This is a genomic window from Lampropedia cohaerens, from assembly GCF_001005215.1.
GTDB classification, from domain to species: domain Bacteria; phylum Pseudomonadota; class Gammaproteobacteria; order Burkholderiales; family Burkholderiaceae_C; genus Lampropedia; species Lampropedia cohaerens.
This window is the reverse complement of the sequence record NZ_LBNQ01000008.1, coordinates 1-17,126: the sequence shown is the minus strand read 5'-3', so window position 1 is coordinate 17,126 and position 17,126 is coordinate 1. Positions and strand designations below refer to the sequence as shown.

General features: G+C 65.2%; 9 protein-coding genes. 4 read left to right on the top strand and 5 right to left on the bottom strand.

What is annotated here, in order from left to right; translation table 11 throughout:
- Positions 1-2 precede the first annotated feature (2 nt).
- Together AAV94_RS00475 and AAV94_RS00470 are read right to left on the bottom strand one after the other, a co-directional pair.
- Positions 3-449 (bottom strand): hypothetical protein, encoded by a 447-nt coding sequence (locus AAV94_RS00475; protein WP_046740368.1) that lies wholly within the window; start codon positions 447-449, stop codon positions 3-5.
- On the bottom strand, positions 446-1,288 hold the full coding sequence (locus tag AAV94_RS00470; protein ID WP_046740367.1) for an AAA family ATPase: 843 nt from the start codon (positions 1,286-1,288) through the stop codon (positions 446-448). Before AAV94_RS00470 ends, AAV94_RS00475 begins: the two co-directional genes overlap by 4 nt.
- Before the next feature lie 164 nt (positions 1,289-1,452).
- Between AAV94_RS00470 and AAV94_RS00465 the strand changes: the two genes are divergently transcribed.
- A complete protein-coding gene (locus AAV94_RS00465) occupies positions 1,453-2,064 on the top strand; it encodes a Maf family nucleotide pyrophosphatase (protein ID WP_046740366.1) in 612 nt (203 codons plus the stop codon).
- Positions 2,061-2,912 carry an SAM-dependent methyltransferase gene (locus AAV94_RS00460; RefSeq protein ID WP_046740365.1) on the top strand — a complete coding sequence of 284 codons (852 nt, stop codon included), beginning with the start codon at positions 2,061-2,063 and terminating at the stop codon, positions 2,910-2,912. Before AAV94_RS00465 ends, AAV94_RS00460 begins: the two co-directional genes overlap by 4 nt.
- Before the next feature lie 110 nt (positions 2,913-3,022).
- On the opposite strand, the gene AAV94_RS00455 is transcribed toward AAV94_RS00460, so the two are convergent.
- The 3 genes from AAV94_RS00455 to AAV94_RS00445 form a co-directional block, all read right to left on the bottom strand.
- Positions 3,023-3,478, bottom strand: a complete 456-nt coding sequence (locus tag AAV94_RS00455; RefSeq protein ID WP_046740418.1) for a hemerythrin domain-containing protein — start codon at positions 3,476-3,478, stop codon at positions 3,023-3,025.
- Between the two features lie 110 nt (positions 3,479-3,588).
- The gene (locus tag AAV94_RS00450; protein WP_046740364.1) at positions 3,589-4,851 is read right to left on the bottom strand and encodes an MFS transporter; all 1,263 of its coding nucleotides are present in this window, start codon (positions 4,849-4,851) and stop codon (positions 3,589-3,591) included.
- Between the two features lie 68 nt (positions 4,852-4,919).
- Positions 4,920-6,371 carry a DEAD/DEAH box helicase gene (locus tag AAV94_RS00445; protein ID WP_046740363.1) on the bottom strand — a complete coding sequence of 484 codons (1,452 nt, stop codon included), beginning with the start codon at positions 6,369-6,371 and terminating at the stop codon, positions 4,920-4,922.
- Positions 6,372-6,878: 507 nt separating this feature from the next.
- On the opposite strand from AAV94_RS00445, the gene AAV94_RS00440 reads away from it, so the two are divergent.
- Together AAV94_RS00440 and AAV94_RS00435 are read left to right on the top strand one after the other, a co-directional pair.
- Complete coding sequence (locus AAV94_RS00440; RefSeq protein WP_231731158.1) at positions 6,879-8,561, top strand: ShlB/FhaC/HecB family hemolysin secretion/activation protein; 1,683 nt, start codon at positions 6,879-6,881, stop codon at positions 8,559-8,561.
- A gap of 36 nt (positions 8,562-8,597) precedes the next feature.
- The gene (locus tag AAV94_RS00435; protein ID WP_046740361.1) at positions 8,598-16,988 is read left to right on the top strand and encodes a two-partner secretion domain-containing protein; all 8,391 of its coding nucleotides are present in this window, start codon (positions 8,598-8,600) and stop codon (positions 16,986-16,988) included.
- Positions 16,989-17,126 lie beyond the last annotated feature (138 nt).

The following is a 17,126-nucleotide window of genomic DNA, read 5'->3' as shown; positions in this document are numbered from 1 at the left end:
GGTTAGCGCTCCTGTCGCAATATGTTGACCATGTCCTCAAACGCCATCTGTTCAATGTAGCCATCTCCAGGCGCAAGTCCGCTTGCGCCGGCGCAGGCAGCATGGTCGCTGAGGTAGCGCGCACGGCCAGATCCATTGGGAATGATCAGCTCATAAGCGGGCAGGTCAGACCGGCACGATGCGAAGTCGACGCGGGTCAGTTGGGCAAGTCTGGAGCGAAGCGCTATGGGCGCCCTGGCAATCGGAGTCTGCCATTGACCGACGGGTTGCCATGCCGGCCGCGACCCGTGGCTGCTCCAGCGCAGTTCGGTGATGATGATGACCAGATTGCTGCCATCGTCATTCTTGTCGCGCCCGTCCCAGATGAAACTGGCCTGCCAGCTGCCGCCGCAGGCTGCCAGCCACAGCACGGCGGCCACGGGCAGCATTCGCTGGAGGAGGGGCGTCATCGGTTGCGCTGGTTCATGAAAACCAGTTTTTCGAACAGCGTCACGTCCTGCTCGTTCTTGAGCAGCGCGCCCAGCAGCGGCGGCAGGGTCACCTTGTCGTCCTGGCTGCGCAGCGCCTCGGCGGGGATGTCTTCGGCTACCAGCAGCTTGAGCCAGTCGATCAGCTCGCTGGTGGAAGGCTTCTTCTTCAGTCCCGGCACACTACGGATTTCATAGAAGCTCTTGAGTGCAGCCGACAGCAGCTCGCCCTTGAGATCGGGAAAGTGCACCTTGACGATCTCGCGCATGGTGTCCGCATCCGGGAACTTGATGTAGTGGAAGAAACACCGGCGCAAGAAGGCATCCGGCAGCTCCTTCTCGTTGTTGGAGGTGATGAACACGATCGGCCGCTGTCGGGCCCTGACCAGCTCGCGCGTCTCGTAGACGTAGAACTCCATGCGATCGAGCTCGCGCAGCAGATCGTTGGGAAACTCGATGTCGGCCTTGTCGATCTCGTCGATCAGCAGCGCCGTGGGCTGCTCGGCGGTGAAGGCCTGCCACAGCACGCCCTTGACGATGTAGTTGTGGATGTCCTTGACGCGGTCATCGCCCAGCTGCGAGTCGCGCAGCCGGCTGACGGCATCGTATTCGTACAGCCCCTGCTGCGCCTTGGTGGTGGACTTGATGTGCCACTGCAGCAGCTGCAGCCCCAGCGCGCGGGCCACCTCCTCGGCCAGCATGGTCTTGCCGGTGCCGGGCTCGCCCTTGATCAGTAGCGGGCGCTGTAGGGCAATGGCGGCGTTGACGGCCAGCTTCAAGTCCTGCGTGGCGACGTAATGCTCGGAACCCTGAAATTTCATGCGATGCTTTCGGATGGAATGCGGGGGCAGCCAGCGGCCATGCCAGCCCCATACAGCGTGAACGCGAAATGCAGTCGCATTGTCCGGCACAACGGCGCTGTCTAACAAGCACGCGCACGACAGTGGCGCGGCCGCAGCCGCCAATTTCGGCCACAATCGCGGCCATGGAGAATCTTTGCGAACAACAGCCAGCTGCGCTGCCGCGGCTGATCCTCGGCTCCACCTCACGCTACCGGCGCCAGTTGCTGGCGCGTCTGGGACTGCCTTTCGAGGCGATCGCCCCGGATGTGGACGAAACCCCGCAGCCGCAAGAAGCGCCTGCAGCCCTGGCACAGCGCCTGGCACTGGCCAAGGCGCAGGAAGTGGCGGCGCGCTATCCGGATGCAGTGGTGATTGGCTCCGACCAGGTGGCCGATCTGGCTGGCCAGCCGCTGGGCAAGCCCGGCAGCCATGTGCGCGCGGTGGCCCAGCTGCGCCAGATGCGTGGTCAGACCGTGGTGTTTCATACCGCCGTGGCGCTGGTGTGGCAGGCCCGAGGCCTTGCGCTGCAGGACATCGCGCAGGTGCGCACGCGCTTTCGCGCGCTGGACGATGCCGAGATCGAGCGCTACCTGCTGGCCGAGCAGCCCTACGACTGTGCTGGCAGCGCCAAGAGCGAGGGGCTGGGCATCAGCCTGCTCGACGCCATCGACAACGACGACCCGACCGCGCTGATCGGGCTGCCATTGATCCGAACCTGCCGCCTGCTGCGCCAGGCCGGGCTGCAGATTCCATGAGCGCGCCCGGAACCGAAAGCGGCAGCGGCGCCGCGCACGGGCGCTTGCTGTTGGTGCCCACGCCCCTGGATTTCGGCTGCGCCGAACAGGTGCCGCTGACGCAGGTGCTGCCAGAAGGTACGTTGGCGCAGGCCGCGCAGCTGACCTACTGGGTGGCCGAGAATGCCAAGAGTGCGCGGGCCTACCTCAAGCGCATTGCCGCTACGCACCCGCTGGCCTGCACCCTGCAGGACATGCAGATCACCGAACTGCCGCGCGCCGTGCACAAGGGCGGCGACCACGCCGGTCAGCGCCGCGCGCGCAGCGGCGGCCAGGCCGCGTCAGCCCCCGCCTTTGATGCGCGCAGCCTGCTGGCGCCCGCCCTGGCCGGGCACGATGTGGGCCTGGCCAGCGAAGCGGGCATGCCCGGCGTGGCCGATCCTGGCTCGTCGGTGGTGCGCGCAGCACACCAGCTCGGTCTGCAGGTGCTGCCGCTGGTGGGCCCTGTGTCGCTGCTGCTGGCGCTGGCGGCATCCGGCCTGAATGGCCAGAGCTTCGCCTTCGTGGGCTATCTGCCGCAACAGGACGATGCGCGTGCCCAGACCATCGTCCGGCTGGAGCAGCTCGCCCGCAAAACCGGCCAGGCCCAGATCTGCATCGAGACGCCGTATCGCAACGCCAAACTGTGGCAGGCGCTGCTGCAGCACCTGCATCCGGATACCTGGCTGTCGGTCAGCGCCGGCCTGACGCTGCCTGCAGCGATCAGCCGCAGTGCCAGTGTGGCCGAATGGCGCAGGCGGCAAGGCAGCCAGCCGCACGGCTGCCCTGCCGATGCCAAGACGCCGGCCGTGTTTGCATTCGGCTGCTGAAACCAGCGACGTTCAGCCGCGCCAGACGCGCCTTGTCAGGCGCGATGACTGCGTTTGCCGAGCGCATGCAACGGCTGTGCGCAGCGCGCGAAAAGACTGTGAACAGGTTCTCAGGCTTCTTCGGCCAGACGCTGCTTCTGGCTCTCGAACTCCCGCAGGTATTGCGTGGCGAGTGCGTTCTTTTGCTGCTCATCGAGAATCTTGCCCGACATCTGGAAGAACTTGCGCTCCTCCTCTTCCAGATGGTGGTGCACTTCATAGCGCAGCTTCTTGGCCGTCACCAGCCAGGCCGAGCTGCTCGGGTCTATCTCCTGCAATTGCTCGACCAGCTCATCCAACGTGTGGTGCTCGGCCAGCGCGTGGCGCGTGAGGTCGATGCCGTTGTCGTCCATCAGCAGGGGCACGTAGAAATAGCGCTCCTCCGCCGTGGCATGCGCGGCCAGCTCGCGGCGCAGCTGGGCAAACAGCTCCTGCCGCTCCTGACTGTCGCCGGATGTCTCGATCAGTCGGTCCGCCAGCAGGCGTTGCACGTCGTGGCTCTGGCGCAGGGCTTCATAGATGTTCATCATCGGGCTCCTTGTGGCATTGGCAACCTGTTGTGCGCAATGTAGGCGCAAGCCGCAGCTGCGAATGTAGGCGCTATGCCGTCAGCGGGTGCCAGACAGTACCGCGGGTTTCAGCGATGATTCTTTGCCGCCTGCTCGAAGGTGTCGGCGCGTCGCAGGCTGGGAAAGCGCGCCATCCATGCCGCCACGATCGCCAGTGTGCTGACGCTGCCCAGCACGGATGCGCCGACGGCTCCCATCCATGCCGCCCCCGCCCCGGCACGAAAGCTGCCCAGCTCGTTGGAGGAACTCACGAACAGCATGTTGACGGCATTGACACGCCCGCGCATGTGGTCGGGCGTGGCAAATTGCACCAGCGCCTGGCGGATGTAGACGCTGACCATGTCCGCCGCGCCGGCCAGCCACAGCATCGCAAAGGACAGCCAGAACCAGTGCGAGAGCGAGAACACCAGGTTGGCCAGCCCGAACACGGCCACGGCGCCGAACATGACCAGCCCGACCCGGCGATTGAAGGGCCTGCGTGCCAGGTACAGACCGGCCATGACCTCGCCCGCGCCCATCGCGCTGCGCAGCAGGCCCAGCCCGTCCGGGCCGACCTTGAGCACCTCGCTGGCATAGATCGGCAGCAGCGCCACGACCCCGCCCAGCAGCACGGCAAACAGGTCCAGCGAAATCGTGCCGAGAATGATCGGGTGGTTGCGGATGAAAACGATGCCTTCGGCAAAGCGCTGCCACATCGTGGTGGCAGGCGAGCCGTCATCGGGCTGCCGCTGGGCTGCAAAGCGCACCGGCACCCGCGCCAGCAGCAAAGTGCCGACGGTCAGGCACAGCAGACAGACGCCATAGGCCAGCTGTGCGTCCCCCCAGGCGTACAGCAGCCCGCCCACCACAGGGCCGCCAATGGCGGCAGCGCGCATCAGCATGCTGTTGGTGGCCAGCGCCTGTGCCAGCTGTGCGCGCGGCACGATCTGGGGCAGCAGGCTTTGCAGCGCCGGGCCGGTGAAGGCCCGTGCGCAGCCAAACAGCACCAGCACGGCATACAGCCAGCCCAGCCCCCAATGCAGCTGCGCCGACAGCAGCCACAGCAACGCCGCACAAAGTGCCTGCACGGCCCAGCTGGCCGCCAGCAGCAGCTTGCGGTTGAAACGATCGACCATGTCGCCTGCTGGCATCAGCAGCGCCAGCATCGGCAGAAACTGCGCCAGCCCGACCCAGGCCAGGCTCATGGCTTCGCCGGTGGCCTGGTAGACCTGCCAGCCCACCACCACGGCCTGGATTTGTGTGGCCAGCACCGCCACCATGCGAGCGAACAGGAACGCGCCAAAGCCTGGCGTGCGCCAGACATCACCGGTGCGGCCAAGCAAGGAGGCCATCAGCGCCTGAACATGCGTTTGTCATGCTGCGGTGCAGCCATCGGCGTGGCCGCGCCGCGCTTGCCGCGTCAGCTGCCCGACGGCCTGAGCAATGCGGCCACCTTGGATTTGCTTTTGATGTTGCCTGAGCGGTGCTGCGGTGCCGGTTGGCGTGGCGCAACCTCCCAGGCGGGCGCAGCCGCGCTATCGCTGGGCTCGTAGGGGGCGTCGAACAGGGGATCGCGTGGCGTTGCGCCGCGTCGGTAGGTCTGACGTTCTTCGGCGTGGCGGGCGCGTTCGGAACGCTCGGGCCGTTCGCGCCGCTGCGGGCGCTCGCGTGTGGCCGCTGCCGGCCGCTCATTGCGCGGCTCGGCGCGTGCGCTGTGTTCGCGTGCAGGCCGGCCGACTGCCAGCGGTTGCGGGTCGAGTTGCTTGCCGATCAGCTTGCCGATTTCGGCCAGCTGGCGGTCCTCATGGTCGGTGACGAAGGTGATGGCCAGGCCCGAGGCACCGCCGCGGCCGGTGCGGCCAATGCGGTGCACATAGTCCTCGGCGTGGAAGGGCACATCGTAGTTCACCACCGCCGGCACATCCTTGATGTCCAGGCCGCGGGCAGCCACGTCGGTACAGATCAGCAGATCGACCTCACCGGCCTTGAACGCTTCCAGCGCCTTGAGCCGCTCGTCCTGGCTCTTGTCGCCATGCAGCGCGGCCGTGCGCACGCCGTCGCGCTCCAGCATGCGCGCCAGCCGGGCGCAGCCCAGGCGGCTGTTGACGAAGACGAAGGCCTGTTGCTTGTCGTGCTGGCGAAACAGCTGCAGCAGTGCCAGGCGCTTGTCGGCATCGCCGACGCGAAAGAACTGCTGCTCGATGCTGGACGCAGTGGCATTGGGGCGCGCCACCTCGATCAGCACCGGATTCTGCAGGTAACTTTCGGCCAGGCGCTTGATCTCCGTGGAGAACGTGGCCGAGAACAGCAGCGTGGTGCGCTTTTTCGGCAGATGCGCCAGGATGCGCTGCAGGTCCGGCAGAAAGCCGATGTCGAGCATGCGGTCGGCCTCGTCGAGCACCACGTACTCCACCTGCCCGAGCGAGACGGACTTGGCTTCCAGATGGTCCAGCAGCCGTCCCGGCGTGGCCACCAACACCTCCACGCCTTTTTTCAGTTCGGCCACCTGCGGCTTCATGTCCATGCCGCCAAACACCACGGCGCTGCGCAGCTTGGTGTACTTGGCGAACTTGGCCACCTGATCGGCGACCTGATTGGCCAGCTCGCGCGTGGGCAGCAGCACCAGCGCCCGCACGGGGTGGCGCGCCGGCGACGCCGAACCGTTCTCGTGCTTGAGCAGCCGCTGCAGCAGCGGCAGTGCGAATGCCGCCGTCTTGCCGGTGCCGGTCTGCGCCGCGCCCATCACGTCCTGGCCGGCCAGGACCACGGGAATGGCCTGTTCCTGAATCGGCGTCATCGCCTCGTAGCCCATTTCCGCAATTGCGCGCTGGATGGGCTCGGCCAGCATAAGGGTGGAAAAATCTTTGCTCATGAACTATGGGTGAAGGCAGGCGTCAAGGCCGCCGCACTGCGCGCGTCGAACGCAGCCGCCGAAGCGGGCATTTGAAAAGGGGCAGGCGCGGCGGTCCATCCACGCATTCTTGCGACAAACGCCTGTGCAGCGCCGCTGCAAATCGATGGTGTCAGTGTTTTCAAGGCCGGACCGGGGCGCCCAAACGGCACCCCGCGAAATGCAGCAGGACTGACCTCGATCCCATGCTGCAGCGCTGCATTATCGCCCAAGTCGCTGCGGCAGCCTCAACACAGGCGTCAGTGCGCTGGCTGTCGCCGTATGTTTTGGCAGACGCTTCGCTGCTGGCAAAGGCAAACATTTGTGAACGCATGTTTCGTGAGTGAAAAGCATATCTACAGTGCGGTGCAGGCCGCACAGCGGATACGGTTTGCGCCCTGAGAAAGGGCAAGAGGCTGCGCGGCGCTGTCAAAGAACAAGCGCAACGGCGCAATTGCCATGGTTTCTCGGCTGAATAAATTTTGGGTATTGTTGGGCGCAGCTCTGGCTTCGGCACTGCAGGCGCAAACGCCTCAAGGGGTTGATCCGGCACTGGAATTTCAGCGTCAGCAGCAGCGTCTGGAGCAGTTGCAACGAGAGCAGCAGAGCGCGCCGCACGTGCGCCTTCAGGCAGACGGGCTACAGGGCTCGCCATTGCTTGTCGAGCACGAGACGCCGTGTTTCCGCATCGATCAGGTCATCCTGGAGGGCGAGATGGCCGAGCAGTTCCAGTGGCTGCTTGCCAGCAAGGACCGCACCGCCGACGGCCAGGCCGACCCAGTCGCCGGGCGCTGCCTGGGCTCACAGGGCATCAACCAGGTCATGCAGCGCATGCAGAACGCCCTGATTGCCAAGGGTTACGTCACCAGCCGAATCGTCGCGCCCGCGCAGGACCTGCAGCAGGGTCAGCTGCGGCTGGTCTTCGTACCCGGGCGAATCCGCCAGGTGCGCATGGCCAACCCGGCGCAGGCCAGGGCCGCGCTGTTCAACGCCCTGCCTGTGCGCGAGGGCGATGTCCTCAACCTGCGCGCCATTGAGCAGGGGCTGGAGAACTTCAAGCGCGTGCCCACCGCCGATGCCAGCTTCGAGATCGAGGCGGTGGCCGACAGGGTAGGCTACAGCGACATCGTCATCACCCACCAGCAGCCCTGGCCCTTCAGGGTCCAGCTGGCCGTGGACGACGGTGGCACCAAGGCCACAGGCAAGTACCAGGGCAGCGTGACTGTCTCTTACGACAACCCGCTGACCCTCAACGACCTGCTCTACCTCAGCTTCAACCATGACCTTGGAGGCGGCCAATCGGGCCGCCGTGGCTCGCGGGGCAGCAGCGCCTATTACGCCGTGCCGTTTGGCTACTGGCTGCTGTCGGTCAACTACAGCCAGAGCCGCTACCACCAATCGGTGGCAGGCGCCACGCAGGACTACATCTACAGCGGCACCAGCAACCAGACCGAGCTGCAGCTCGCGCGCGTGCTGTGGCGCAACGCCAGCCACAAACTCAGCGCCAGCATCAAGGCCTTCCAGCGGCGCAGCCGCAACGCCATCGACGACACCGAGGTCTTGGTGCAGCGCCGCGCCACGGGCGGTTGGGCGGCGGGATTGGATCACCGCGCCTACCTGGGCGACAAGATCCTTGACTTGCAGCTGAGCTACCGTCGCGGCACAGGCGCGTTTGGCGCGCTGCCAGCGCCGGAGCAGGCCTTTGGCGAAGGCACCTCCCGCTTTGAGATCGTGACCGCTGGTGCCAGCCTCCATGCGCCTTTCCAGCTAGGCGGGCAGCGCTTGCGCTATGGCGGCCAGCTGCGCGTTCAGTGGGCCGACACCCCCTTGGCCCCCCAGGAACGCTTTGCCATTGGCGGGCGCTACACCGTGCGTGGTTTCGACGGCGAGTCCAGCCTCATGGCCCAGCGCGGCGTACTGCTGCGCAATGACATCGGCTGGGCGCTGGGCAACTCCACTCAGGAGGCGTATCTGGGCGTAGACCATGGTCGCGTAAGCGGCAAAGGCGCTGAATGGCTGTTGGGCCGTTATCTGACAGGGGCAGTCATAGGCTTGCGAGGTGGAATGGGCAGCCTGCAGTACGACCTGTTTGTGGGCAAGCCGCTGAGCAAACCCGATGGATTTCGCACCGCCAGCACCACGGCGGGATTCAGTGTCAGCTATCAGTTTTGAGAGGTGCGCGGACGGTCATCCGCGAGGGAGCAACACATGAACAAGAACCACTACCGAGTCATCTTCAACGCCGCGCGCGGCCAGCGCATGGTGGTGCAGGAAAACGCCCGCAGTTGCGCCAAGGCCGCTGGCGGCGAAGCGGCCATTGCGGGCGGGCGCATCTGCATCTGTCAGGGCGCGCATGCAGCCGAGCGGGTTGGCTGGGCAATGCTGGCGCGCCCGCTCATCGTGGCCATGGCAATGGCCCATGGCAGCCTGGCCCTGGCGCAGATCGTGGCCGACCCCAGCGCGCCGGGTGCGCAGCGGCCCACCGTGCTCAATGCCGCCAACGGCGTGCCACAGGTCAACATCCAGACGCCCAGCGCGGCAGGCGTGAGCCGCAACACCTACAGCCAATTTGACGTGCAGCGCGAAGGTGCCATCCTCAACAACAGCCGCACCAACACGCAGACCCAGCTTGGCGGCTGGGTGCAGGGCAACCCCTGGCTGGCCACCGGCAGCGCCAGAATCATCCTCAACGAAGTCAACAGCAGCAACCCCAGCCAGTTGCGCGGCTACGTGGAAGTGGCCGGCCCGCGCGCAGAAGTCATCATTGCCAACCCGGCGGGCGTGGCCATAGACGGCGCAGGCTTCATCAACGCCAGCCGTGCCACCATCACCACCGGCACGCCTGTGCTCAATGGCGGCAGCCTGGAGGGCTATCGCGTCCAGCGTGGCAGCGTCAGCATCGACGGCCAGGGGCTGGATGCGAGCACCAGTGACTACACCGGCATTCTTGCGCGCGCCGTGCAGGTCAACGCCGGGGTGTGGGCCAACAACCTGCAGGTCGTCACGGGCGTCAACGACGTTGGCACCGCCAGCGCTGCGGACAACGCGCCCGTGCGCGCAGGCGTGGACGCCGGTGCGCAGCAGGCGCCGCGCTACGCGCTGGACGTGGCGCACCTGGGCGGCATGTACGCGGGCAAGATCACCCTGGTGGGCACCGAGGCAGGCGTTGGCGTGCGCAACGCCGGACATATCGGCGCCAGCGCGGGCGAAGTCGTCGTCACCGCCAACGGACAGCTGGTCAACAGTGGTCAAATCACCGCCGGCGGCAGTGAATCGGCTGACCTACGGCTGGCCGTGCGCGAGGGCGTCAGCAGCAGCGGACTGGTCTATGCGCAGGGCAGCGTCGACATCGAAAGCCAGACGCGCACGATCTCCCAGACCGACGGCACCATCGCCGCGCAAGGCAACGTGACGCTGCGTGCCAATGGCGTGCAAGGGCAGATTGCGAGTGGTCCACAAGCCATCCTGGCAGCCGGCCTGGCCGCCGATGGCTCAGCGCTGCCGCAAGCTGGCAACGTCACCTTGCAGGCTGCGCAGCGTGTTGCCGCCCATGGCCTGATCCAGTCCGGCGCGGCGCTGCAAGCGCAGGCGGGCGAACTGGACCTGCGCAGCGGCCAGTTGCAGGCCAGTGCGGTAGCGCTTGCGGCCAGCGACGGCGACATCGAACTGAGCGAAGCACAGCTCAACGCCGCAGCCAGCCTGCAACTGCGCGCCGCGCAGGCCTTGCGCACCGCATCGGCGACGATTTCCGCCGACCACCTCAAGCTCGACGCAGCCACCTGGGACAACTCCGGCGGCAGCGTCGAACAAACCGGTGATGCGCGCACCCAGATCACTGTCGCAGGCGCGCTCGTCAATCGGCAAGGCCGTATCGCCAGCAACGCTGCCGACCTGCAGCTGCAAGCGCAAACGCTCGACAACGGTCAGGCCCAGATCCTGCATGCCGGCGAGGGCCAGCTCGCCATCGACGTCGCACAGCTGCAAGGCCAGGGCGGCCGTATCCTCAGCAACGGCGCCTTGCGCCTGCGCGCCGCAGCGGCCGACCTGCGTGAGGCAACCACCGTTGCGCAGCACCTGCAGCTGCAGGCAGACCAAGTGGACAACCGCGCAGGTGAAATCGTGCACTCCGGCCAGGGCCAGGCCATCGTTGACGTGACTCGGAAGCTGGACAACCGCGCCGGCCTGATTCTCAGCGAAGGCGCACTTCGCCTCGCTGCTGACCAAATCGACAACAGCGACACCCTCGCTTCCGGCGGCATCTTCAGTCAGGAGGCGGCCGAAGTGCAAGGCAACGAGCTGCGCAATGCCCAGGGCAGCGTGCAATCGCTGGGTGATCTGTCCATCCATGCAGCCTCCAGCATTGACAACACTGCCGGCACCATTCGCAGCAATGCCGTCACAAGCGTGCGAACCGGCAGCCTTGCCAATACGCAAACCCTGACCGTTCAGCGTGGCATCGAGGGCAAGACCATCCACATCGACGCCGACCATCTGGACAACCGCGCTGGCGCAATCCTGGCCGGCCAGGACCTTCGCGCCGAAATTTCCACCCACCTGGCCAACCAGAATGGCCGCATGACAGCGGCCCATGCCCTGACCGTCGCCGACACCGCAGCAGGGGCAGATCGCCAGCTGTCCATTGCCAACACCGGGGGCACATTGCTGGCGGGCAATGACTTGAACCTCTCGGCCCGCACCCTCAGTGGCGATGGACAAGTTCTCAGTCAGAGGGACATGCGCATCGATCTGCAGGACACCTATGTGCATGAGCAGGATGGACAGATGCAGGCCAATGGCACCCTCGATCTTGCCAGTGCGGCAGACGTGCAGAACAAGGGCAACATTCTTGCGGGAGAGCACCTGCAGATCGATGCCCGCAATATTGACAACCGCGCCGCAGGCGAGCTTGCAGGCGGGCAGACCACCACCCTGACTGCTGCGCAAACCTTCACCAACCGTGGCCTGATCGACGGCGTGCGCACGCGCCTGTCCGCAGCGCAGCTCGACAACCTGGGCACCGGACGCATCTACGGTGACCACCTGGCCATCGCGGCCGGACATCTGCACAACGGCGAGGAAACCACGGCATCCGGGCAGCGCCAGTCCGCCGTCATCGCCGCGCGCCAGCGCCTGGACATCGGCGCGCAAAGCATCCGCAACCAGGAAGAAGCACTGATCCTCAGCGAAGGCGAACTGGCCATTGGTGGCACGCTCACGCAGGATGGCCTCGCACAGGGGCAGGCGCAACTGCTGCACAACGCCAGCGCCACCATCGAATCAGCTGGCGACATGGCACTTGCGGTGGCCGACCTGCGCAACACCAACGAACACTTCTCGACGGAAATCATCCCGGTGGGCCAGGCCCGCCAGCTCAAGTACATCCAGCCCAACGGCTCGGACACCAAGATCCTCGTCGACAACCTCATCTGGGAAGGCTGGAGCAAGGCCGGGCAGTACCGCTACAACACCACGCCCAACCCAGAAACCCAAGTCATCCTTGGCAAAACCCCCTTGCCCTATGTGGACGACGTGGCCTGTACCGGCGAAGGTGACAGCCGCACCTGCATACCCAACTACCTGCCCGATGACCCCGTCTGGCAATACTTTGGCATCACGCCGCCATCGCTGCAAATGCCGCAGGCCCTGACCATGGAGCCGCCCGTAGCACCCGACCCGGCCGGGCAGACCAGCTGCGAGGCCGGCGCAGGCTTTAACGCCAGCGCATGCGCCGCCTACCAGAATGCGCTGCAGCAATACGAGGCAGATCGCCAGGCCTACGACGCTGCCGTGCGCGAGTACAGCGCCGCGCTGGAGCAATGGGCACAGGAAGACGAAGACAGCTACGGCCAGCTCGATGAAGCCATACAGCGGTACAACCTGCAGTTCTCCAGCGATCGCATCCGCGCGTGGACCGAGTTCAACGTCACCCGCACCGAACGGGAAAGCGCCGTGGCCTCCTCGGCGCCGGCGCAGATCATCGCCGGCGGAAACCTGCGCATCACCGGCCAGACGGTACTCAACGACAAAAGCCGCATCCTGGCCGGGCAGGAACTGCAGGTCGTCGGCACCAGCATGGACAACCGCCAGGCCACCGGCGTGCACATCATCCACGAAGAAGGCACCAGCCAGTACACCTACTCCAAATGGCGCGGTGGGTTCAAGCGCCACCACGAGCGCAGGTGGGATGCATCCATTGCCTACACCCCGGCCGATCAGGTTCAGACCATCACCCTGAACGTCAGTGAAGTCAAGGCCAATACCCAGGTGACAGGCTCCGGCCAGGGCGCTGCCGTGCGCCAACAGGCCCCGGCCGTCAGCGTTGCCATTGCCGCGCCGGCGCAGGCTGGCGGTGCATACACGGGAGACACCCGTGCCCATGTGCGCACCAGCGTGCCCAGCGTCAGCCTCCCCACGGCCAGCCTCTACCGGCAAAACCCCTCGCCCACCGCGAAATACCTCATTGAGACCGACCCACGCTTTGCCAACCAGCGCCAGTGGCTCAGCTCCGACTACCTGTTCGACCAGCTCAGCTACGACCCTGCCAGCGTGCAGAAGCGCCTGGGCGACGGCTACTACGAGCAAAAGCTCATCCGCGAGCAGATCGGCCAGCTCACCGGCATGCGCTACCTGCAAGGCTACAGCGACGACGAGCAGCAATACCAGGCACTCATGGCGCAGGGCGCAGCCTTTGCGCGGGCATACCAGCTCATCCCCGGCGTGGCGCTCACCGCAGAGCAAATGGCGCAGCTGACCAGCGACATCGTCTGGCTGGTCGAGCAGCCCGTGCAGGCCGCAGACGGCAGCTGGCAAAACGTACTGGTGCCGCAGGTATATGTGCGCGCCAACCACGCCCAGGTGCGCGGCGACGCCGGCCTGATTGCCGCCAACAACATCGAGCTTGCGCTCAGCGGCGAGTTGACCAACAGCGCCACCATCGCGGCGCGCGAGCGCCTGCAGGCCAGCGCCGGCAACATCCACAACAACGGCGGCGCCATGCATGCGCGCGAGGTTGCCCTGCAGGCGCGAGAAGACCTTGAGAACATCGGCGGCACCATCGCTGCGCAATCGCGCCTGAGCGCACTGGCCGGGCGGGACCTGCGCGTTGCCAGCACCACGCAAAGCGACAGCCGTCAGGCCGCAGCCAGCCACTTCAGCCGTACCGACATTGACCGCGTAGGCAGCCTCCAGATCAGCGACCCGAACGGACAAGGGCAGCTGCTCATGGCTGCAGGGCGTGACATCCAGCTCGACGCTGCGCACATCGGCAACGCCGCAACGGGCGAGCAGGCGCTCAGCCGTATCGAGGCCGGGCGTGACATCCGGCTGGGCACCATTGAGACAGAGGTGCAGGAGCACAACATCCGCGACGCCAGAAACCAGCTCAACCAGAGTGCCAGCCAAACCGTTGGCAGCAGCATCGACACCGCCTCGCACGTGCAACTGGCAGCAGGGCAGGACATCACAGCCACGGCGGCCAACATCGCCAGTGCAAGCGGCGCCATCACAGCCGACGCCGGGCGAGACATACAGCTACAAGCCGGCAGGGCCGACAGCAGCTACGAGCAGGCGTTGCACCACAAGCACAGAAGCACCTTCAGCAGCAAAACCGTCACCACCTACGAAGCGCGCCAGCGCAGCCAGGCCGTGGGCAGCACGCTCAGTGCAGAAGCCATCGACCTGCAGGCCGGGCGCGACCTGGGCATCACCGCCAGCGACGTGGTGGGCACGCATGAAGTGAACCTGCGCGCGGGCAACGACATCGCCATTGCGGCGGGGCAGCACAGCCAGTCGCAAGAGAGCTTTCGAGAAGTCAAGAAATCCGGCCTGTTCAGCGGCGGCGGCCTGGGCGTGACCATTGGCAAGCAACAGCAAAGCCACGACATGGCCAGCACCGCCACCGAAGCCGCGGCGAGCACGGTTGGCAGCGTCGAGGGCGACGTCCGCATGGTCGCTGGCCGCGACTACCGCCAGAGTGGCAGCGACATACTGACGCCGCAAGGCGACATCAGCATCACCGCGCAGGACATAGCAATCACAGAGGCACGTGAACAAAGCCAGTACGCGCAAGAAAGCAAATTCAAGCAAAGCGGCCTGAGCGTAAGCCTCTCCTCCCCGGTGGTCAGCGCCATCGAATCGACCGCAGAGCTCGCGCGGGCGGCGGGCAAAGTCACCGACACGCGCATGCAGGCACTGGGCATTGGCATGACCGCGCTCAAAGCCAAAGGCAGCTACGAGGCAGGCAAAGGCGTGGTGGATGCCGTTCAGTCCGGCGACCTCAGCCAGGCAGGCGGCGTGGGAGTCAGCATCTCGCTGGGCAGCGCAAAGAGCGAAAGCCGCACCACGCAAACCAGCGATAGCGCCAAAGGCTCCACCCTGCAGGCCGCAGGCGACATCCGCCTGGTGGCCGCAGGCGGGCAAGAGCGCAGCAACATCCTGGTGCGCGGCAGCGACGTGAGCGCCGGCGAAAACGCCATACTCATGGCGCAAAACCGCATTGACCTGCAAGCTGCGCAAAGCACATTCGAGCAGCGCAGCACCAACAGCAGCAGCTCCGCCAGCCTGGGCGTGGCGTTCACGGTGGGCGGCCAGCGAAGCGGAGTGAGCATCAATGCTGCAGCCTCCAAAGGCAGAGGTAACGCAGACGGGCGCGATGTGGTCAACACCAACAGCCACATCCAGGCGGGCGAAACCGCCACACTCATCACAGGAGCGGACCTGAACATACGCGGCGCCCAAGTCAGCGCCGACACCGTGCAGGCTCAAACGGGCGGCAACCTGAACATCGAAAGCCTGCAGGACACCAGCAGCTACGCCAGCAAGCAAACCAGCAGCGGCGCAGGCATCAGCGTATGCGTGCCGCCCCTGTGCACAGGCACCCCCGTCAGCGGCAACATCAGCCACGGCAAAGACAAAGTCACCGGCGACTACGCAGGCGTGCAAGAACAATCGGGCATCCTGGCAGGCGATGGCGGCTTTCAGATCAGCGCAGGCGGCACAGTCGATCTGAGCGGAGCGGCCATCGTCTCGACCGCAGAGCCTTCTAAAAACCTGCTGGTAGCCCAAGACTTCACCTACCGAGACATTGAAAACCACGCCAGCAGCAAAGCCAGCTCCACAGGCGTGGCCCTGGGATTCTCCTACGGGCGAGACCAAACCTCCGAACAAGACCGGGCGCTCAACGAAAAATACCGCAGCGAAGGCCTTGCGCAAGGGCAAACCTACGACAAAGCCAACCCCCACCAGGCCAATGCCGGCAAATTCGGTGTGGGGCTGAGCGAAGGCGATGTACACAGCGCAGACAAATACGCGGCAGCCAAAGTCGCAGGCGCCAATTTGCTGGCCAACGCATCAGCGAGCGAAAGCCGCGCCAACACAACCCGCTCCATCATCAGCCATGGCACCTACCAGGTAGGCAGTGAAAGCGCGGCGGCCAACCTGCAACAAATCCTCAAAGGCACGGGCAGCAGCCACCAGAGGCTGGAGCCAATCGATCACGAAGCGCTGCAGGAGCAGGCCCAGGGCAGCCACACCATCCGCCAGGCGGCGCTGGGGCATGTGGCGGCCATCACCGACGAGGCCTACCACAGCCAGTTCATCGCCGAGCACCGCATGATGACCTTCGTCATCGGGGAAGATGGCAAGCCGGTGAAGGATCCTGAGCGAATTAGACAAATTGAAGATGAGGGCAGGAGGCAGGCAATTGAGTCTGGGCTATCTGGTCAAGATGTAGACGACTATGCAGCTGCCTACTACCAGAAAAAGGTGGTGGACCAAGGCGTCAACATCTACCAGTTGCGGGAAGTCACGGACGCCGAGCGGGCCAACCTCAAGCCGGTGACATACATTGACCCGCGCACGGGGCAAGAGAAGACGCAGGTAGCCGTGATGTTCAACGGCATCTTCAACGACATCCAGGCCTCGGCGAAATATGCGGTGCAAAACTACATAGGGCAGCAATCGGAGCCTGGAGGGCAAGTGGACACCCGGCTGTATGAAAACATCCACCTGATCAACAACCCGCCGGCGGCCAGCACGCTGGGCGAGAACATGGTGGCGGTCTACCAGAAGATGCTCGAAGGGCTGGTGGGAGAGCCGGGCAACTCGACAGAACAGGCCGTGGAGCTGGGAGAACAATACGGCCAGCAAGGGCTGTTCATGGGCGCGCACAGCCGAGGCAGCCTGACGGTGGCCAACGCGCTGGGCGAGCTGCAGCGCCGCCCCGGGGCCCAAGGAGTGCTCAAGGAGACGGACATCAAGATGGTAGGGCCGGCAGCCAACGTGGCCAACAGCGACAGGAAGTTCGGCCATTTGCAGGGGCAGGGCGAGACCGCACGGCACATCGTGCTGGAAAACAGCGCATTGGATTTTGTGGGATCGCTGATAGGGCTCAACCCGGCGACGGGAGACACCAACCTGAAGGGCAAGAGCTGGTGGAGCTACACGCTGGACATCTTCGGAGGAGACTCCTCAGCGCACAATTGCTATGGGTTTGGAAACATGCAGTGCCAATATGATGGTTATAGAAGCGAAGATGGTCAGTTAATCATGCACCCCGGCCAAACCATCCCGGAGCTGTTGCAGAGGAAGAAGATGGATTAATGGCCGCAGAGCAGATGGTGGCCGGGAGAAATTGATGAAAGGGCAAGGAGAGAAGATGCGCAAGGTGATGACGGTGGCGGCGCTGATAGTGGCGACGGCCACATTGGTGGGATGTGGTTTCAAGGGCTTCAAGCCGGT